At 32.6% G+C, this 19,345-nt stretch carries 24 protein-coding genes; 5 read left to right on the top strand and 19 right to left on the bottom strand.

Going from position 1 to position 19,345, the window contains the following annotated elements:
- Positions 1–80 precede the first annotated feature (80 nt).
- The 5 genes from GQ47_RS22895 to GQ47_RS12655 form a co-directional block, all read right to left on the bottom strand.
- Positions 81–896 (bottom strand): DoxX family membrane protein, encoded by an 816-nt coding sequence (locus tag GQ47_RS22895; RefSeq protein ID WP_051951516.1) that lies wholly within the window; start codon positions 894–896, stop codon positions 81–83.
- Between the two features lie 161 nt (positions 897–1,057).
- Positions 1,058–1,510 (bottom strand): hypothetical protein, encoded by a 453-nt coding sequence (locus GQ47_RS12670; RefSeq protein ID WP_152561030.1) that lies wholly within the window; start codon positions 1,508–1,510, stop codon positions 1,058–1,060.
- Between the two features lie 88 nt (positions 1,511–1,598).
- Positions 1,599–2,282 carry a hypothetical protein gene (locus GQ47_RS12665; protein WP_035649007.1) on the bottom strand — a complete coding sequence of 228 codons (684 nt, stop codon included), beginning with the start codon at positions 2,280–2,282 and terminating at the stop codon, positions 1,599–1,601.
- Between the two features lie 169 nt (positions 2,283–2,451).
- A complete protein-coding gene (locus tag GQ47_RS12660) occupies positions 2,452–3,042 on the bottom strand; it encodes a hypothetical protein (RefSeq protein ID WP_035649006.1) in 591 nt (196 codons plus the stop codon).
- Positions 3,043–3,096: 54 nt separating this feature from the next.
- Positions 3,097–3,333, bottom strand: a complete 237-nt coding sequence (locus tag GQ47_RS12655) for a helix-turn-helix domain-containing protein (protein ID WP_193745224.1) — start codon at positions 3,331–3,333, stop codon at positions 3,097–3,099.
- 117 nt (positions 3,334–3,450) lie between these two features.
- Between GQ47_RS12655 and GQ47_RS12650 the strand changes: the two genes are divergently transcribed.
- Positions 3,451–3,774, top strand: a complete 324-nt coding sequence (locus GQ47_RS12650; RefSeq protein ID WP_035649002.1) for a hypothetical protein — start codon at positions 3,451–3,453, stop codon at positions 3,772–3,774.
- A 64-nt stretch (positions 3,775–3,838) separates the two neighbouring features.
- Here GQ47_RS12650 and GQ47_RS12645 read toward each other — a convergent pair whose 3' ends face one another.
- The 3 genes from GQ47_RS12645 to GQ47_RS12635 all read right to left on the bottom strand — a co-directional run bounded on the left by GQ47_RS12645 (position 3,839) and on the right by GQ47_RS12635 (position 6,281).
- The gene (locus GQ47_RS12645; RefSeq protein WP_035649000.1) at positions 3,839–4,438 is read right to left on the bottom strand and encodes an REP-associated tyrosine transposase; all 600 of its coding nucleotides are present in this window, start codon (positions 4,436–4,438) and stop codon (positions 3,839–3,841) included.
- A gap of 902 nt (positions 4,439–5,340) precedes the next feature.
- On the bottom strand, positions 5,341–5,715 hold the full coding sequence (locus GQ47_RS12640; protein ID WP_035648998.1) for a hypothetical protein: 375 nt from the start codon (positions 5,713–5,715) through the stop codon (positions 5,341–5,343).
- Between the two features lie 2 nt (positions 5,716–5,717).
- Entirely contained in the window at positions 5,718–6,281 is a 564-nt protein-coding gene (locus tag GQ47_RS12635) for a hypothetical protein (protein WP_035648996.1), read from the bottom strand.
- A gap of 684 nt (positions 6,282–6,965) precedes the next feature.
- Between GQ47_RS12635 and prfA the strand changes: the two genes are divergently transcribed.
- Positions 6,966–8,042 (top strand): peptide chain release factor 1, encoded by a 1,077-nt coding sequence (gene prfA / locus GQ47_RS12630; protein WP_035648994.1) that lies wholly within the window; start codon positions 6,966–6,968, stop codon positions 8,040–8,042.
- Positions 8,043–8,584: 542 nt separating this feature from the next.
- A complete protein-coding gene (locus GQ47_RS12625; protein WP_035648993.1) occupies positions 8,585–9,916 on the top strand; it encodes a DUF5723 family protein in 1,332 nt (443 codons plus the stop codon).
- 331 nt (positions 9,917–10,247) lie between these two features.
- Here GQ47_RS12625 and GQ47_RS12620 read toward each other — a convergent pair whose 3' ends face one another.
- The 11 genes from GQ47_RS12620 to GQ47_RS12575 form a co-directional block, all read right to left on the bottom strand.
- A complete protein-coding gene (locus GQ47_RS12620) occupies positions 10,248–10,628 on the bottom strand; it encodes a hypothetical protein (RefSeq protein ID WP_035648992.1) in 381 nt (126 codons plus the stop codon).
- A 32-nt stretch (positions 10,629–10,660) separates the two neighbouring features.
- On the bottom strand, positions 10,661–11,020 hold the full coding sequence (locus tag GQ47_RS12615) for a hypothetical protein (protein ID WP_035648991.1): 360 nt from the start codon (positions 11,018–11,020) through the stop codon (positions 10,661–10,663).
- Between the two features lie 47 nt (positions 11,021–11,067).
- Entirely contained in the window at positions 11,068–11,352 is a 285-nt protein-coding gene (locus GQ47_RS12610; RefSeq protein ID WP_035648990.1) for a YtxH domain-containing protein, read from the bottom strand.
- A 47-nt stretch (positions 11,353–11,399) separates the two neighbouring features.
- The gene (locus tag GQ47_RS23455) at positions 11,400–11,552 is read right to left on the bottom strand and encodes a lmo0937 family membrane protein (protein ID WP_109192514.1); all 153 of its coding nucleotides are present in this window, start codon (positions 11,550–11,552) and stop codon (positions 11,400–11,402) included.
- 35 nt (positions 11,553–11,587) lie between these two features.
- Entirely contained in the window at positions 11,588–12,232 is a 645-nt protein-coding gene (locus GQ47_RS12605) for a porin family protein (RefSeq protein WP_035648988.1), read from the bottom strand.
- Positions 12,233–12,269: 37 nt separating this feature from the next.
- Positions 12,270–12,851: a DUF4142 domain-containing protein gene (locus tag GQ47_RS12600; RefSeq protein WP_035648986.1), complete on the bottom strand. Its 582-nt coding sequence runs from the start codon at positions 12,849–12,851 to the stop codon at positions 12,270–12,272.
- A gap of 200 nt (positions 12,852–13,051) precedes the next feature.
- Positions 13,052–14,836: a sensor histidine kinase gene (locus GQ47_RS12595; RefSeq protein ID WP_035648985.1), complete on the bottom strand. Its 1,785-nt coding sequence runs from the start codon at positions 14,834–14,836 to the stop codon at positions 13,052–13,054.
- 14 nt (positions 14,837–14,850) lie between these two features.
- Positions 14,851–15,300, bottom strand: coding sequence for a response regulator (locus GQ47_RS12590; RefSeq protein WP_035648984.1), 450 nt, complete (start codon positions 15,298–15,300; stop codon positions 14,851–14,853).
- 21 nt (positions 15,301–15,321) lie between these two features.
- Positions 15,322–15,873 (bottom strand): helix-turn-helix domain-containing protein, encoded by a 552-nt coding sequence (locus tag GQ47_RS12585; RefSeq protein WP_035648983.1) that lies wholly within the window; start codon positions 15,871–15,873, stop codon positions 15,322–15,324.
- Between the two features lie 155 nt (positions 15,874–16,028).
- Positions 16,029–16,214 (bottom strand): CsbD family protein, encoded by a 186-nt coding sequence (locus tag GQ47_RS12580; RefSeq protein WP_035648981.1) that lies wholly within the window; start codon positions 16,212–16,214, stop codon positions 16,029–16,031.
- Between the two features lie 107 nt (positions 16,215–16,321).
- Entirely contained in the window at positions 16,322–16,795 is a 474-nt protein-coding gene (locus GQ47_RS12575) for a Dps family protein (RefSeq protein WP_035648979.1), read from the bottom strand.
- Between the two features lie 198 nt (positions 16,796–16,993).
- Here GQ47_RS12575 and pyrF point away from each other — a divergent pair, with 198 nt between their 5' ends.
- Together pyrF and GQ47_RS12565 are read left to right on the top strand one after the other, a co-directional pair.
- The gene (gene pyrF / locus GQ47_RS12570) at positions 16,994–17,821 is read left to right on the top strand and encodes an orotidine-5'-phosphate decarboxylase (protein WP_035648977.1); all 828 of its coding nucleotides are present in this window, start codon (positions 16,994–16,996) and stop codon (positions 17,819–17,821) included.
- A gap of 155 nt (positions 17,822–17,976) precedes the next feature.
- Entirely contained in the window at positions 17,977–18,777 is an 801-nt protein-coding gene (locus GQ47_RS12565; protein WP_035648976.1) for an ABC transporter substrate-binding protein, read from the top strand.
- The last annotated feature ends 568 nt before the right edge of the window (positions 18,778–19,345 follow it).

Genomic DNA, 19,345 nt, shown 5'->3' with positions numbered 1-19,345 from the left:
TTTCCAGTTTAAAATAAAATCAAGTAAATTCTCGACAATTATTTTGAGCCAGTTTTTCTCTTTTTTCATATTTATTTGAACTAAAATGCCCTTTTGCAATCATTTGTCAATGCGATTACCAATGCAATACCACAGAAAAGCAAGCATATAAGTGCACGAATAATTTCGTTTCCGCCGCCAACTGATGGGTTTGCGATTGCGTCAGGAATATGAAAGAATAGAAAAAACAGCAAAAGCGTAAAGGCCAAAAGAAGCCCAATTGGTTTTATTACTATTTTGAAAATAATGGCTATTCCAGCAATGACAAGCGCAGCACCAAAAAAATAAGTCCAAAACATTGGCGCTGGCAACCATTTTGGTACAAGTGTCGCAATAAAGCCGGCAAAAAAGAAATGACTTAATCCAAATACAATCATTAAAATGGAATAAAAAACGCGCCCACACGGAATAAGTTTTTCTAATAATAAGGTAAAATTCTTTTTATTTCCGGTCGAAATGTTTTCTGTAAATGAGCCAGCCATTACAAACGCTCCACCACTATAAGTTAAGGCTTCGAGAAGATTTATCCAAACCTGAAAATCTGGAGTTTTAGTTGCGCTAAGCATTATAATATACGGTAAATGAGAAGCGATGACCGAAACAAGAAAACCAAAACCCAAATAAAGACATACTTTTTTGGGGTCAATAAATTTGATTTTAAATACTCCTGAAATAATAATTCCGGCAACTATCAAAGCGATTCCGACAAGAATGGGGAAGATGCTATTATGATGCACCCAGGCAGGAAATGGAGCTAAAATTTCGGAACGAAAATCTTTGATTATAAGTTGATGAATCCCTAAAGCAACAACGCCGATACCAAAAAAGATACGGCCAATTTTAATAAGTTCTTTCATTAGTGGTTTTGTTAGAAAAAATTATTAATGATTTTGGTGATTATCAAATATATAAATTAATTTTAAGATGTTGATTTACTGTGTGTTTTGTTTTTGTGGTGAAAAATAATCTCATTAGAATGTTAGTGTGGATTTGCAAATCCGCACTAACGGGTTTTATTTTACTGCTTTTTTATATTATAAATGTAAACTTGAAAATTATCATTTGTAGATTCTCTTATAAGAATAATTTCTTCTATTGTTTTCATATTTTTATAAGTAACATTGTAGAGATATGCAATTGAATTTTTATCATCAGATGTTTTAGTTTTAACTAAAGTTTTTTCGACAAATTCACCACAACTCTTATTTTTTTGCTTTAAAATTTCATTCAATTTATAGTATGGGGTTTTTTGATAAAATCTAAAACTTATTAAAGGATCAAGTGCTTTAATATCATCTTGATTTTTATAAAACATTTCAATGGTTTTTTCAGGAGATCTGTTTGTCGATTTTTTTACTGTAGTTTTAGAAATTACTTTTCCATTAGGAGCAACAGTAACTTCTTCAAGTTTAGTTTGTCCGATGGAGATGCTCGTTATAAAAAGCATTAAAATTAGTATTGTCTTTTTCATTTTTTTAATTAATTACTGAAGTAGGGAGACTTTGCACAGCGATCATCTAATTTTAGAAGAACACTTTGTCGAGCTAGTTTTGCAGCGTTTATTTTTCTTCTTCTAGTTCATCATCCATTTCAAATGAGTTTCTTTCATTTTCTGATTCTTTAGATTTAACAAAAACTAAATTATCTTTCTTGAAAACAAATGTATCTTCTTCTTTATAGCTCCAAGATTGTTCAGTGCGCATATTTACGCCATTTGCTGCAAAAGATATTTTAATAGTGTCGCCTTTAGTTGTAACATCTATGTAATCAAATGTTGACTGAACACTTGCTGTATAGGGAACTGCAGAGCAATCTTTTAAACGTTCTAACGCTTTTTTGTCATTTTTAAACCACTTTCTTAAAAAACCTAAATGCTCATCTGAACATTGATGACCGAGATTAAGCGCTGTGTTAATTTTACAACTTAAATTATCATATTTTACATTTGGTGCTCCATCCCAATCGCACTCACTTCCAATAAAGCTGGCAACAAATCCAAGAGCCGCTTTTTCAGGTTCAGAAATGTTTTTTGAATATTCCTGATTTATAAAAATTGTATTGACCGTGTCCTGTAGTTCCTTGTCATATTCATCTGCTCTCCATAAAAATTTTACAGATTTGTCTGTTAATTTTAATGGAGTTTTAGCTTTTAAAGTTTCAACTCCTGTATTTAAATTTTCGGATTCATTTTTCTTTGCACAAGAAATTAAAAAAATCAAAAGGGTTAAGCTTAAATATTTCATTGTAGGTTATGTTTTTCGATAGTGGGGATTTATAATTCGGATCTGCAAAAATTGGTTTGTACTTTGTAAATATAAAACAAAAGCTACATGATATTTTAGCTTTTGTTTTTACTGATTTGTTTGCGTTTTACTAGTTGCGGGCACGGATTACAAATCCGCGCTAATGGAATTACTTTTCAGAATCCAATTGGGCTTTTAGAAGTTTTAATAACGTATCAACTTTAGTTACATATTGGTTTTCAGCCATCATTGGAATTTTTACACTATTTTCATCATGATATTTATTTAATTCATTAAGATTTTTAAGAGCTTTTGGAAATGGCTGGATTTGAATTGTTCCAGCTCCAAATAATTGATTTATAGCTAATTCTATTTCGGAATCTATTATATAGCAAGTTTGAATTAAACCAATTGTTTCAAATATTTCTTTTTGATAAATAGAAGTATCTCTCATCAAGTTAGCTGCTCTATCAAATTCTTTATTAGATTGCTCTAAATCTTTTTCGTCGGAAAGTAAATTAAATTTCGCATAGAAATACTCTGCTGAAAATCGTGTTCCTAGATGAAAAATTATTGATTGAGTCCAAATATACTTGTAAGCTAGCAAACGCGAATACGTAATACGCCGATTATCATATTTTTTTTGATTTTTAAAAAGTTTAAAAGAATTGTGATATGAGAGTATACCTCCAATAATAACTGCCAATAATGTAAATAATGAGGTAAATACGACTTTCAGTATATCGGTGTTAAATTCCATATTATTTTTTCTTTAAAGAATTGTTCATTTCTTGGAACTTGGTGAAAGATTAAATTACAAATCCTTAATTAATTCGCTTGGATGAATTTTTAAAGCTTGTGCAATTTTGAACAAAGTTCCAATTTTCATTTCTTGTGAACCTTTAATGTATTTTCTTAAATTTTCTACATCCATTTCAGCATCATGAGCAACCTCTCTGGGTTTTAATTCATTGCTCTTAATCACATCATTTATCTTGATTCCCAGTTCTTTTACAACTTCTGGAATTTCACTTTTTCTTTCTCTTTTCATAGAAATGAAATTACAAGTAATAGATTGTTTTGATATGATTGTTAAAAATCGATTGTTTTCAACCGATATTTTATACATTTGTTTTAAAATGTAAAACAAATCTTATATAAAATAGAGATGCAAAATAAAGTAAGAGCCGAAGAATTGCTAGAAACTATAGATAAAGGAAAATACTTCACTACGCTAAAACCAGTGCCAAAGGAAACCAATTCGTTTAGTATACAGCTAAAAGTATCTTCGTATAACGAATTAAATTTAATGGTTTCAGATTTGCTAAAAGCAAGCATTATTTTGCTTAATCCTGACGCTCAAAGTTTGTCGAGTTTTACAAAAGATAATAATGTCAATGTAATGACTTTGCTTGAAATTGCCTTGCAGTTATTGCCAGAAGAAGAAATGGAATTGTTAGATGATGTGCGTAAACTTTATTACAAGGAATAATCGAAGCTGTGCGAAGTCTCCCGACTTCGTACACGGTCCTAATATTCCGACACAATTTTAAAATTCAATATTCATTATATCGCGTGAAATTTTTCAAGTTTAATGTATCAACAATAAGAATGTCGGCTTTTTCGATTTTTAATATTCCTGTATCAGAAACATAGTTACTAGCGCTGGAATAGATGTAATGTGACGCTTTTTCGACAATACCAGCGCGAACAGGATTTAAATGAATATAATCGAGTTTTGACCACATAAATTTGTTACTATAAATTTCTTCTGGATGATTACCATACTGCCAAAACTGATAGTTTTTGTTTCTGGAATGACTTTCGGTTGATTGTTTAAAACGTTCCAACATCCATTCTCTCCGGCTTTCTGGATCAGATTTTATTTTTTCTATGATCTTTGAAGCAGTGAATTTTTTAAAATCTCTCAATAAATCCGATAGTTCTCCCTTTTCTGATTGTACAATCATGTGTATATGATTGCTCATAATTACATAACCATATAAAATCATAGATTTGTTTCTAGTGCAGAAATCTAAACAATCTACCACGATATCTCTATAGCTTTTTCGCGTAAAAATATCAACCCAATCAACAACTGTTGCTGTTATAAAATGAGGTAAATTTTGATTTCTTATTTTGTATCCGTCTTGCATTTTTTTTATTCAAATATAATTATTTTTCTTACAAATAAATATTTGATAATCTTTACTGCTTATCAGAATGAGTGCGAAGTCGGGAGACTTCGCACAGCAGTTTCGACTTATAAGAAAACTTTGTAGATAAGGATATTGGCTGTTTTATAAAAAATATATTTTTAAGTTTTATAAATCCTAAAGGCGCTGTGCGAAGTCTCCCGACTTCGTACCCGTTGCTATATTTCGTCTGGAACAGTTTTATTTTTCTTTATGGATAATTGGAGTGGGTACGAAGTCGGGAGACTTCGCACAGCGATCATTGAATTTTAGAAAAGAACACTTCGTAGAGCTGGCGTAAAGTCGGGAGTCTTCGCACAGCTATCATTGAATTTTATTAAAGAACACTTCGTAGAGCTGGGTAAGGGTATTGAATGTTTTATACAAAACTTATTTGTAAGTCCTTCAAATCCTAAAGACCCTGTGAAGACGCTGTGCGAAGTCTCCCGACTTCGCACCCGTTGCTATATTCCGTCTGGAATAGTTTTATTTTTCTTTGTGGATAATTGGAGTGGGTACGAAGTCGGGAGACTTCGCACAGCGATTATCGAATTTAGAAGAACACTTCGTAGAGCTGGGAAATTCTATATAGTTTGTATTCTTGATTCATAATGGAATAATTTTTAATACTGGTCTTAGTAAAACTAAGTTTTTTAGTGCAAGAATTTTATGGAAATCCGTAAACACTATTAATAAAACTTAAATAACTAGTCCGACAGGGCGGATATGCAATTCGTGCCTGTAAAGATTAGTTTGTACTTTATATATAAAAAGCTACATGATTTTTTTTGTAGCTTTTGTATTTGATGATTTGTATTGTGGCTTATTGTTGCTGGTACGGATTACAAATCCGCGCTATCGGGTTATTCGTAATACTTTTTAATCAATGCATAAGCTTTTGTGATTGAAAAAATTGTCAATCCTAAAAGTCCGATTTCGATAAAAATAAATATGGTATTAAGCTCATCAAAGTCCCATAATACAAAATCACTTGTGGTTACTAGATGAATTGCTTTTGGTAAAAGAGAATAAAAAGTAACTAAAAAAATTAATGTTACTGGAAACGTTTTTAACCAAAGTATTCGAAGCGTGTCGTTGTTAAATTGTTTTCTCGCGTCAGTTTGTGCTTCCGTTGGTTTTCTTTGGGCAACTTTTTCAGTCACATCTTTTTCAATACCATTAAGTAAAAAAGTCAAGAAAACAAGTAATACGCTAATTGCTGAAAGTAAATCTGCCATAGTTATACTAATTGATCTTGAAGTAATGCATAAGTATCTACAGCACAAGAATACTTACTTGCAAGTCCTCTAATTTTTTCGATTGGTTTTAACTCTGGGCCTTTTTGACTTACAATTAAATTCAGTTCTTCGACTGTCGTAGGAGAAGTACAAATAAACTCATAGTCGCTGCCTGGGTTTGGCTGAATAGCAGAGGCAAGCGTTTCAAGTAGAGTGTTTTTTATGAATGTGTTGATTTTTGTTCTGTAACGAGATTTGGTGTTTCGTAAGAGAGTTTTACTTTGAGACGGTGTTAGCTGAAAGATTGAAGAAATTTCATTCTCGCTTGGAAGTCGATTCTCAAAAAAATAATTGAGTAAAAAGTAAAGTCGTTCTTGTTGAACTTCATCTGCCCTTGTTGGAAGACCTTTCTCTTTAAACATTTTAACATACTCCATAAAAGCAGTTTTCGCCAGCTTTGTTAGAGCTGCTGTAACTTGAGCAGGCGTAAGTCCTAAACACTGTTGAATAAGTGTTTTATCTGCTGCAGAAAGTTCTGCAGTTGTAACTGTGATTGTTAAGTTCATTAGCTTTTAATTTTATGTTGTATTACTATTATTATCTGTCAGTTAATTGATGCAATGTTGTTGTTTAAAGTTATCGCAAACTTGTTTATAATTCTTGAAAAATCAAACTTAGATACCTAATTTAGAATAGAGTAATTTGATAGATTCAGGATTTATTTCGAGCTAATGTATAAATTGCCCAAAAGATTTGGGTGTTTTTCCTACTCACGTAAAGTATATATTGGTTGTTTTTATGAATGTTATAAATTATATTGGTTTGTAAAAAAATCGCTCTAGCTAATAAGTGAGCAATATTCTTTTTAGGTAAACTAAAATCAAGATAAATAACAAACATCGCATTTAATTTAAATCTACCACTACGTAAAAACACCTGATTTTATTTGAAGTAGTTTTTGCTAAAGAAAAATTCTTTTAAATGCAAAACCTTACGGAAAACCGTAAAACATTCTTTTGAAAACGAGTGCCCTAGCCCTGATAGCAGCGGCATCCTTTTTAGGCAAACGAAAACATCTACATTGAAACCGTAAACTTTCTGCCTAAAAAGATACAGCGAATAGCAGGAAACAGCTCCTAAAAACCATCCTAATTTCACTAAATTTTCTCCTCAAATTTCCCAAAAAATAACCACTAGAATAATCCACAAAAATTTCGTAATTTTGCCGTCCAAATAAAAGGAATTAGAAAATGTTAGATAGACTTCAATATGTAAAGCAGCGTTTTGATGAGATTTCGGATTTGATTATTCAGCCGGATGTTATTGCTGATCAAAAGCGTTATGTGCAGCTTAACCAGGAATATAAAAGCATAAAAGCACTGGTTGAAAAGAGAGAAGAATACATTCTTGTTTTAGCAAATATTGACGAAGCAAACGAAATTATTGCAGACGGTAGCGATGCAGATATGGTTGAAATGGCCAAAATGCAACTTGACGAAGCAAAAGAACGCTTGCCTCAACTAGAGGAGGAAATCAAATTTATGTTGATTCCTAAAGATCCTGAAGATGCTAAAAATGTTATGGTGGAAATCCGTGCCGGAACGGGTGGGGACGAAGCGAGTATTTTTGCAGGGGATTTATTCAGAATGTATACTAAATACTGTGAGTCACAAGGATGGAGAACATCTGTGGTGGATATGAACGAAGGTACTTCAGGAGGTTTCAAAGAGGTTATTTTTGAAGTTTCTGGAGAGGATGTTTACGGAACTTTGAAGTTTGAAGCGGGTGTTCACCGTGTACAACGTGTTCCTCAGACTGAAACGCAAGGTCGTGTGCATACATCGGCGGCTACTGTTATGGTTTTACCAGAAGCAGAAGAGTTTGATGTTCAAATTGATATGAATGATGTTCGTGTAGATTTCTTCTGTTCGTCAGGACCTGGAGGACAATCGGTAAATACTACGAAATCGGCGGTACGTTTAACGCACATTCCAACAGGTTTGGTGGCGCAATGTCAGGATCAGAAATCGCAACATAAAAATAAAGATAAAGCATTAATCGTTCTACGTTCTCGTTTGTACGAAATGGAATTAGCGAAAAAACAAGAGGAAGATGCTACAAAACGTAGTTCTCAAGTAAGCTCTGGTGACCGTTCGGCTAAGATTCGTACGTACAACTATGCGCAAGGTCGTGTAACGGATCATAGAGTTGGTTTGACTCTTTACGATTTAGGAAACATCATGAATGGTGATATTCAGAAAATCGTTGCCGAGCTTCAATTGGTAAACAATATGGAGAAATTGAAAGAAGCTTCAGAAGTTTACTAATCTGAGTTGCTAAGATTCTAAGCTACTAAGGGACTAAGTTTTTCTCTTTGAACATAAATTTTTAAGCCGAACTTTTGTTCGGCTTTTTTATGCTTAAAAATGACGACAAGAAGAAACTTAGTAACTTAGAACCTTAGCACCTTTTAAAAAAAGACAAAGAGAAGAAAACTTAGAATCTTAGCATCTTAGAACCTTAGCATCTTTATAAAAATTGCAAGAACCTTCTTAGATTTTTGATTTTTTGAATTTTTTCTTCGATAAGTTGTTAAATTTATGAGATTAAATTGTTAATAAGTCTTTAGAGAATTTTCTTAACTGTTCATTTTAAATCAAGGCAATTACTACAATGTGTTTTAGTGTAGTAGGATTAATATTATTTTTCGTTAAAACTTAGTCACTTAGAAACTTAGCGTCTTAGAATCTCAAAAAAAAACTTGCCAATCGTCAAGATTGGCAAGTTTTTTTTTGCCCTTTTTTTGTTAATATTTGTCTGCTTTTTTCAAAGAAAAACAAAACCAAATCAACCAGTTTAAAAATAATCTATGAAGAGAACTTTACTTTTATTTTGCTTCTTTGGAAGCTTTTTTTATGCGCGATCGCAATCGTATTTTGGATTCAGGGATGATAATTATGCCGGAATTCAGGGCGTTTTGTTTAATCCATCAGCTATTGTGGATTCGAAATACAGATCGGATGTTACGATTTTCTCGGCAAGTGCAACGGGACAAAATGATTTGTACGGATTTAATTTTGCTGAAGTTTTAGACGGAAATTACGATATTCAGAAGGATGCCAGCAAAAACATCAAAACAAACAACCGCGGGAATTTGAATGTCGATATTATGGGACCATCGTTTACGCTGAATATTACGCCAGTTCATAGTATTGCGCTTTATACTCGCGTACGAAGCATTACAAGCCTTGTTGATGTAAATGGTAAACTGATTGATGAGGTGAGCAAAGATCTTGATGTTTCGAATAGTTTCCTGATTCAGGGCGGAAATCCAAATGGCGTGAGTAATTCCTGGGCAGAAATTGGTGCCAGTTACGGAACAGTTTTAATGGATCATGACGATCATTTCATTAAAGGTGGTTTGACGGTTAAATATTTAATGGCTGGCGTTAACGGTTACATCAACGGAAATGATTTAAGCGTAGCTTTCAATAAAAACAATGCCAACCCAGAGCAGAGCCAATATTTGTCAACAGGAACTTTAAAAACTGCTGCAAGTTATGATTATCTAAACGGAAATGATCCTAAATTTAGCGGCGCTTCGGCTGGCGTGGGACTTGATTTGGGTTTTACGTATGAATACCGCACGAATTGCCATACTTGTATTGGAAACCGATATAAATTTAAAGTCGCAGCTTCGGTAACGGATATCGGAAAAATCAATTATAAAAACATTGTCGAAAATACCTACAATCTTGCGGGAAGAGTATCTCAAGCTGATATTGATAATGCAGAAAATATTTTCGAATTCTTTGATACTCATTATACAAAAGTTTCTTCAAGAACAGGCGTAAAAGCAAATTTACCAACAGCTGTACACACGAATTTTGACTGGAATATCGACAATAAATTCTACCTGAATTTAAGTACTGATTTTAGTTTAGTTGATGCCAAAACAGTAAACGGAACTGCAATTCCAAATTCGGTTACATTTACGCCAAGATATGAAACCAGAATATTCAGTTTTTACGTTCCGGTAATGTACATGGAATACAGCGGTACACAAGTCGGAACTGGTTTTAGAGCTGGTCCGTTGTTTGTTGGTTCAGGTTCGTTGATTTCAAATTTGTTTTCAAATACTTCAAAAGCATGTAATTTGTATGTCGGCTTAAAATTGCCGATTTATCAAAATTACAACTAAAGGGTCTAAGGTGCTGAGGGACTAAGATTCTAAGTTTTTTAAAAGAAAAAGTGGCTGTTTTCACATTGTGAAACAGCCACTTTTTGGTTAAGAAAAAGCGTTAGCTTTGACAAAACCTTAGTCCCTTAGAATCTTAGTCCCTCAGAACCTTAAAATATAGTGTGTATTAACCATTTAACCGTTTGTTGTGAAGAAACGTATAAACAAGTTAGATACCTAGAAATACTCTTGTGTATTCAAAACATTTATATAGATTCGAGTACATGTAAACTCCATTTTTTATTACGATATGGCTTAATTTTTCCATGATATAAAATTTAAGTTAGACAAATTACTCTTTAGATGGTTCGTGTTGTGATGAGGCTTCTTGTGAAGTTTCATCTGATTCGTGATGTGGTTTTGAAACCAAATTGGTTACGACCAGCTGCACGATTGATCCTAAAATTCCTTTAAACATAGAATCGCCTTTTCCGACAATAAATCGTTTTGCCAGATAGCCAATTCCGATACTGATGGCCGATTGTGCGATATGACTTTTAAAACCAACAGTTTCGTTGATTTCTTCAACCGTATTTCGGATCAGGTTTATAGGCTTTAGATTATCTTTGATATCGTCGATTTCATCTTTAATAGAACACCACTCGGCGTCCTGACGATTTTCTAAAAACTTTATTCTCTGATTTAATTCATCAATAGTGAAAATAGGCTCCATAACAGTCTTTTTTAGTTATTAATAGTTTTAAATCAGTTTTGTTTTTCTTTTAAAATACTTGAAATAATGGTATTCCCAATCGGGGTTTTTATCAATGAGTGATGCGTTTTGTGAATCACAATGGCAACAATCAAATAGAAAAGTGCCATGATAAAAAAGCCGTAATAATACTCTCCAAGTTCTTTTCCCACCCATAAACTAATCCCGATATTAAGAAACAAGGTAAAAAATGCAACAACAACGCCAACTGCGATCTTTGATGTTAAGGTTGAAACCACATCGGCGACTGAACATACTGTTTTGAGTTTCAGTAATTCCAAACTCGTTTTAGTATAATTTTCCGCTTTTTCATAAAGATTTAAATTCTCGTTTGTTGTTGCATTTGTTTCCATGATATCAGGTATTTATGGTTTAAAAATCTCACTTAGTTATTAAAATACTAGTAGTTTGATTTTACGGTTTTTGCCTCGTCTTTAATTGAATTGTAGTCGTCTTTAACCTGGTTGAATTTAGATTTTCCTTCGTCTACTAATTCTTTTCCGTTTGATTTGATTGTATCTACAATTCCGTCAAATTTTGATTTTAAATTATCTCCGTAATCTTTCGATTTATCTTTGATTTTTTTGCGAGTTTCTGACCCTTTATCTGGTGCGAATAAAACTCCTAATAATGCTCCTGCAGCTGCAGCGCCAACAATTCCTAAAATGGTGTTACTTGCTTTCATAATATTTGATTTTAATGATTAATATATAATTGTTAATATGATTTGTTTTAAATTTCCCTGCCTTTGATTAGTCTAAGCAATACAGCAATAATGGCAATCACTAATAAGATGTGAATAATGCTTCCGAAGCTGTAAACAAAGAAACCAAGAGCCCAAAGAATAACTAATATTACTGCGATTGTATATAATAAATTTGACATGGTTTTTATATTTAGAGGTTAATTAAAATGTTTTTCTAGTTTAGTTTATACGACAGGTATAAAGACAAATTGCTGTTTTTTGCATCTGGAACTGTATAAGTTGTACCTGCAACAGTTCTTTCTTTTCCAATCGTTGTTAATCCGTAATTGTATCGTAAACCAATACTGATTGGACTAAAATCTACTCCGATACCAGCTGATAAACCAGCATCAAATCGGTTTAAATCATCTGCGTTAATTTCTTCGTCAAAGTTGAAATCACCATCGCCAGAAACTTTAGAACTTACCAGATACGATGCGTATCCACCGGCATGAATATTAAAATTTTTGGTAACATTCACTCGCACTAACAAAGGAACTTCGATATAATTCAGTTTGAATTTTCCGGTTCCGCTTACAAAAGCATTGTTGTATTCTAATTCGGCACCTTTTGTAGTGAACAAGATTTCAGGTTGAATTGCAATAAAATCTGAAATTGGTAATGTTGCATAAACCCCGGCATTAAAACCGTATAAAATATTTTCGTCGTCAGCATTATTGTTGTATAAATTTGACATGTTGAATCCTCCTTTTACACCAAACTCGGTGGTTACATTTTCATCGTTTTGAGCTTGAAGCATTCCAAACGAAGCTGAGAAAAATAAGGCTAAGGCGCATAAAAAATTAGTGTGCATTTTCATAATAAATTAATTTAGTTAATAATAGATTTTAAGGCGTTTAAATAAATTCTGTTTTTAATCTTTCGGTTTCTCTTAAAAGTTGATACTGGTCTGGCAAATATTGAAGCACTAATTTTAAAATCGTTTCATCATCTGTTTCGGTCGAAATTTTCTCAAACAGTTTAATCTGTTCGGTCAACGACTCTGAAATTGAATTTAGATACGTTTGGTTAAAAGTATTTTCATCAGTATCAATCAATTCATATAAATCTCTTTTATGAGTCACATTTATATCCGTAATGACAACAAGTTTTTTATTGGCCATTTCTGCTATTTGCTGCAACAATTGATTTTGATGTTCTTCAATTTTTTTGCTTAAATCCTGTATCGGATTTTCCGAACGTTTTTGTGCAAATTGACTTTTTGAAATAAGAACATTACTCACATTTGCCGCTGCAATAAAAAACGAAGTTTCAATTTGATCCTTATCGATTTGCAGTTTGTTGTTTTGGCTAAAAGTTTCATTTTTAAAGAAGTTTGCTTTTTGACGTTCTTTCTTTCCGCATGCTGAAAAAGATAAAATAATCAATAAGAAAAAGACTTTTAAAATAGCTGCTTTTATTAGGGGCATTGCTTTCATTTTTACTTCATAAAGTATTACATTACAAAGTTGCTAACGAATAGCTTATTTTACTTTACAGCATAAAAAAGAAACGTTATATAATTCCCATAATCGGCTTATATAAAGGTTTTAAGAAGATTTGATAATAAAAAAAAGAGCGTTTTAAGCTTCAAATAATTGATTTGCTGAAAACGCTCTTTGTAAGAATTTGTATATTTTTAATCCGGAAGAAACACAGTGAAAACAGAACCTTTTCCAGGAATACTATCTGCCAGAATATGTCCTTTATGATTTTCGACAATCTTTTTGCAGATTGCCAATCCAATTCCGGTTCCCGGATAATCCGTTTTTGAATGCAGACGCTGAAAAAGAACAAAAATGGTTTCTTTAAACTGAGGATCAAACCCCATTCCGTTATCTGAAAAAGTGATTTTATGAAACTTTTTTGTTGTTTGTTCCAATAAATCAGGATAAGCGGCTGAAAGTACTTTTTCGCTTTCAACAATAATTTCAGGGATTCGGCCCGGCTGACTGTATTTTAATGAATTTCCAATCAAGTTGATGAAAAGCTGTTCAATCTGATACGGAATCACATCTAATTTTGGAAGTTTCGTAGCCGTAATAACTGCTTTTTTCTCATGAATAATTTCAGTTAATTCCGATTCAGCATTTTCTAAAAGTTCATTTAAATTCGATTTTAGAAACTCTTTTTTAGTTGTATTGGTTCTTGAAAAAAGCAATAAATCATCAATTAAAACGCGCATTCTTTTTGCCGAACTTTCAATTTTAGAAAGATATTCGCGTGCACTGTCCGACATAACAGCTTTGTCAGCATCAGAAACTCTGGAAATAAAAGTCTGTATTTTTCGGAGTGGTTCCTGTAAATCGTGACTCGCAACGTGATTGAAAGAAGCCAGTTCTTTATTGCTTTTTTCCAATTCACGGTTTCGTTCCTGAAGCTCAATATTTAAAAGATGCTCATCTGTAATATCAAAATTGATTCCCAATAAAATTTTGCTTCCTTGCTGATCTGTCAATAATTTTCCAGTCGATTTAAAATGCCTGATTTCGTGATCTGGACGAGCAATTTTATAATAAATAAATGGCAGATTCTTTTTTTCGATAATTCCCTGCATTGATGCGGCAACGGCATCTTTGTCGTCTGGATGTACAAAATCAAGAAAGGTTTCCTTTTCAGGAACAAAAGAATTAGGTTCAACGCCTAAAATTCGGAACTGATTATCGGAATAGTCGATTTTATTTGAATCCAAATCCCATTGCCAGGTACTGAATTTTCCAATAATTTCAGATTCAGCCATCAAACCACTTGAAATTAAAAGCTTTTTATTAAAGACTTTCAAACGTTCAAAATCACGGCTGATTTGTCGATATGCTAATAAAATAAAAGTAAGTGCTGTTAAAAAAAGAGAAATTGAAAAAATCGGACTTAATGAAATTTCCTGATCGTAAATTTTAAGTCGGTTTTCCAGATATTTTTTCTCAATATCATTCATTTTATCGACTTGAAACCGAATGTTTTCCATCAAAATTCGGCCTCCAAACATATAATTGTCGAGTTTTCTTTTATCGTATGTTTTAGGATCGCTGTATTTGAGGCAATTTTCAAAAGAGACAAATCGCTGAATGATGAGTTTGAATAAGTTTTCGAGATTTCGCTGCTGAATAGGATTGTCAGCAGTCAGTTTTTTTAGTGTAATAAAAGAAGCATTTACTTTATCACGCGAATAAAGATACGGAGCTAAAAAACGGCCATTTCGTGTTATAATATAGCCACGCTGGCCTGTCTCTGCATCTTTAATTGCCGACATTAAACGCTCTAACTGAATGTTTATTTCATAAGTATGCATAACCAGTTTACTTGATTCATTCAAGTCCTGGTTATGTTTGTAAGCGATTGAAGAAAGAAATAACAGGATGAAAACTGCGATTACAAAAATAACTCTCAAAGAGTTTGAAGAATTAAAATTTGGTATCCACTTCATTTGGCAATCTTATTCTATTTTAGTCGGAGAAGGAAATTATCACGGTTTAACCCAGAGGTATGGTAATGCCAATTTACGGTCACGACTTCATTAATTATTTTTTTAAGCGTATTAAAATCGCTTGGTTTCTTGATGTAAATATTGGCGCCCTGAATAAACGTATCTTCAATATCCTCTTCAGATGACGAAGTAGAGTAGATCGCAATGATAATATTTTTAAGGCGTTCTGTTTTTTTGATTTCAATCAAACATTCTTTTCCTGTTTTCTTTGGCATGTTCAAATCCAGAAACAAAATGTCTGGAAGTTTGTTTTCAGGATCGTTCAAATGATCCATTAACTGCATTCCGTCATGAACAAAATCTACATTGGTCTGAATTTTAATTTCTTCAAATGCGTCTTTAAAAAATAAACGATCATCTTCATCATCATCAGCCAATAAAATATATAATGCGTTTTTTTGCATTTTAGTATGGTATTTGAGTTTTTATTTTAAATTTTCTCTACGTTTCTTGATTATTCTCTGAAATGCCGATGGCGTAATTCCGGTTGTATTTTTAAACTGTGTACTTAAATGCGCAACACTTGAATAGTTGAGTAAAAAAGCAATTTCAGTCAGGCTCATTTCATTAATGATAATCAATTGTTTTGCTCTTTCAATTTTTTGTAAAATGATGAAATTTTCGATAGAAGAATAAGTTACTTCCGAAAAAACATTTGATAAATAACCGTAACTGTGATTCAATTTTTCGGCCAAAAAAACAGAACTTTTATAATTGTTGCTGTCTTCCATAAAAACCAGTTCAATTATGGCGTCTTTTATTTTTTGAACCAAAACGCTTTTTTGATTTTCGACAATCTCAAAACCGCACGGACTTAAATTATTTTTTAAAGTTTCGAGTGCATCAGCATCAAGGTTGTCAGCAATCTCAATCTCACCAAAACCCAAACTTGTAAAATTAATATTCTGTTGGTCAAGGTTGTGTTTAAGATAAAGAGAACAAATGGTATTAATGTCGAACTTTATAAATAGTTTCATTTTATAAAAATTTGGTTAAAGATACTTAATTTATTTTTGGCGTTAATGTTTAGTCTTTGATAGAAATGTTGAAACAGATTAAAAATAAATAAAATTTTCAAAAAAATACCGTCTAGTACAAGTAGTAGACGGTATTTCCTGATTTGAGTTAAAGGTTACAAATCTGAAAGCATCTGATGAAATTCTTCTTTGGTTTTACCCAGTTTTTGCTGTAGTTTTCCGTACATCTCGTCTTCTTTTCCTTCAGCAAACATCAAATCATCATCTGTCAGTTCTGCGTATTTTTGTTTTAATTTTCCTTTTAACTCATTCCAGTTTCCTTTTATTTCGGTAGTATTCATAACTTTCTGTTTAGTGTTAATTACATTGTAAAGTTCCGATTTTAAAAGCAGGCAACTGTTACATGAATTTCGTGAATCGTTGCATAATTTGCATTTTTGCTTTTATTTTAAGCCTTGTAACGTCGAAGTACCCAAGCCATTTTTTCGTGTTCTTGAAGCAATCCAGTTACAAAATCGGCTGAGCCGGCATCTTTTGTTTCGTTTTCAAAAACCGGAATATAATCTCTTAATTCATTTACTATTTGTTCATGATTTTCAAGAAGTTCTTCCAGCATATGTTTTTGTGAAGCATATTCTTTTGGCGATTCTTTCAAAGTTGAATTTTCAATAAATTCCTTCATAGTTCCGATTGTTTTTTCGCCAAGCTGACTAATGCGTTCTGCAACTTCGTCGATTTGTGCTTCTAAAATGCGGTATTGCTCTTCAAACAATTTATGTAATTCCATAAAACTGTTTCCGGAGATATTCCAATGAAATTTTCTTGTTTTTACATAAAGTGTCATTTCATTTGATAAAATGGTGGCTAATATACTTGTGCTCTTTTTTAAATGTGCTGCTGAAATTCCAATATTTGGGCTCATAATGGGCTGATTTAAGGTTCAGTATCAAAATTAGAGAACACGACCTTGTTTTTTCTTACACAATTTTCAGGAGTTGTTACAGGAATTCAATGTTAATTAGATAATTAGGCAATTAGATAATGGAAGCTTGAAACTTGAAACCTCAAACTTGAAACCAAAATAATTATTTGTAATTTTGCGCAACTATTAAAACACACTATGACAACACAACAGCTTCACGAACAAATCCTTCAAAAAAAATCATTTCTATGCGTTGGCCTGGATCCTGATTTAACGAAAATGCCATCTCATTTATTAGAAACTGAAGATCCAATTTTTGAGTTTAATAAAGCAATAATTGATGCAACGCATGATTTGACTGTTGGTTACAAACCAAATACCGCTTTTTTTGAAGCCTACGGAATTAAAGGCTGGATGTCGCTGCAAAAAACAATTAATTACATCAACGAAAATTATCCTGAAATTTTTACGATTGCAGATGCAAAACGTGGCGATATCGGGAACACTTCAAGCATGTATGCAAAAGCTTTTTTTGAAGATTTGAATTTTGACAGCATTACCGTTGCTCCTTATATGGGAAAAGATTCGGTTGAGCCTTTTTTGGCTTTCGAAAATAAACATACTATTATGCTAGCGTTGACTTCAAACGAGGGCGCTTTTGATTTTCAGACTTTGAATACAAACGGTAAAGAGCTTTATAAACAAGTTTTAGAAACGTCTAAAACATGGAAAAACAGCGAAAACTTAATGTATGTTGTTGGTGCCACTAAAGCCGAATATTTTACCGAAATCAGAAAAATTGTTCCGGATAGTTTTTTATTAGTTCCGGGAATTGGCGCTCAGGGCGGAAGTTTGTCTGAAGTATGTAAATACGGAATGAATGATAAAGTTGGACTTTTGGTGAATTCGGCAAGAGCCATTATATACGCTTCAAAAGGAGCTGATTTTGCTGAAAAAGCCAGAGAAGAAGCTTTGAAAGTACAACAGGAAATGGAAGAAATTATTCGTTTAAAGTTTCAGGTTTAAAGTTTCAAGTTTGCTTTGAACATAATTTAACCGCAAAGTTCGCAAAGAGTTACGCTATGAACGCAAAGCTTTGCGAACTTTGCGTAAAGAAACCTTGCGAACTTTGCGGTTAAAAAATACATTCCAAATAACCTGAAACAAAAAAGACTTGAAACATGAAACAAATGACCGATCAATTAGGAACTTTACATTCTTTTGAAAATGCTCCAAAACGTATTATCTCACTTGTTCCTTCGCAAACCGAATTATTACATGATTTAGGTTTAGAAGAAAAAATAATCGGGATTACGAAGTTTTGCGTTCATCCGTTTCATTTTAAATCCACTAAAAAGATTGTTGGGGGAACCAAGAAAATTCATTTCGAAAAAATAAAGCTTTTACAACCCGATATTATAATTTGTAATAAAGAGGAAAACACAGAAGAAATTGTAAACCAATTACAGGAAATCTGTCCGGTTTGGGTAACGAATATTGTTTCTATTGAAGATAATTTTCAGATGATTTCCGATTTTGGACAATTATTCAATTGCAGAACCGAAGCGCAAAAGTGGAACGACAAATTGGCTTTCGCCTTGAGCGATTTCAAAAAATACATTCAGGATATCGAAGAAAAGAAAGTGGCTTATTTTATTTGGAAGAACCCTTATATGGTGGCGGGAAATGATACGTATATAAATGAACTTTTAAAACTGAATCATTTTAAAAATATTTATGAAGATAAAGGAAGATATCCGGAAATAGAACTCAAAAAAATGCGACTGGAAGGCGATCCTGATATCGTTTTTCTTTCATCAGAGCCGTATCCTTTTAAAGAAGAAGATGCTTTTGAAATAGGAAGATTCACGCATCATGCCAAAACGATTTTCGTAGACGGCGAAATGTTCTCCTGGCATGGAAGCCGATTATTAAAGGCTTTCGCTTATTTTAAATTGCTTCATGAAAGATTGAAGAATTAGTTTTTTTGTTTCAAGTTTTAAGTTGTCGGAAACTTAACCGCAAAGAGCGCTAAGAATTACGCAAAGTTCGCAAAGTTTTTTACATAAAGCTTTGCGAACTTTGCGTTTTATATAAGTTTCAATAATTAAAAACCTTTGCGTCTTTGCGGTTAAATTATACGTAAAGCAACGAAACCTGTAACAAAAAAGAATGCCGACATCTCAAAGACGCCGGCATTATTTAACTAACCAAAACCAAAATAATAAATAACCAGTTTATTACAGTACAAATATCCGACATATATCAATCTTATGCTGTTAAGGTCTTGTTATTACTTTGTTGGAAATAAGTTAATGTCAAAGTTTTGTATTTTTTGCGGTTCAATTATGTTCAGTTTAAAGCAATCTGAAACCTGAAACTTGAAACAAAATAGACCAACTTATATAAAAAAAGAATGCCGGCATCTCGAAGACGCCGGCATCATTTAACTAACCAAAACCAAAATAATAAATAACCAGTTTATTACATTACAAATGTCCGACATATCTCAATCTTTTGCTGTTAAGGTTTTGTTATTACTTTGTTGAC

Source organism: Flavobacterium sp. ASV13 (assembly GCF_000745775.1).
GTDB lineage: Bacteria > Bacteroidota > Bacteroidia > Flavobacteriales > Flavobacteriaceae > Flavobacterium.
This window is presented reverse-complemented; position numbering and strand designations above follow the sequence as displayed.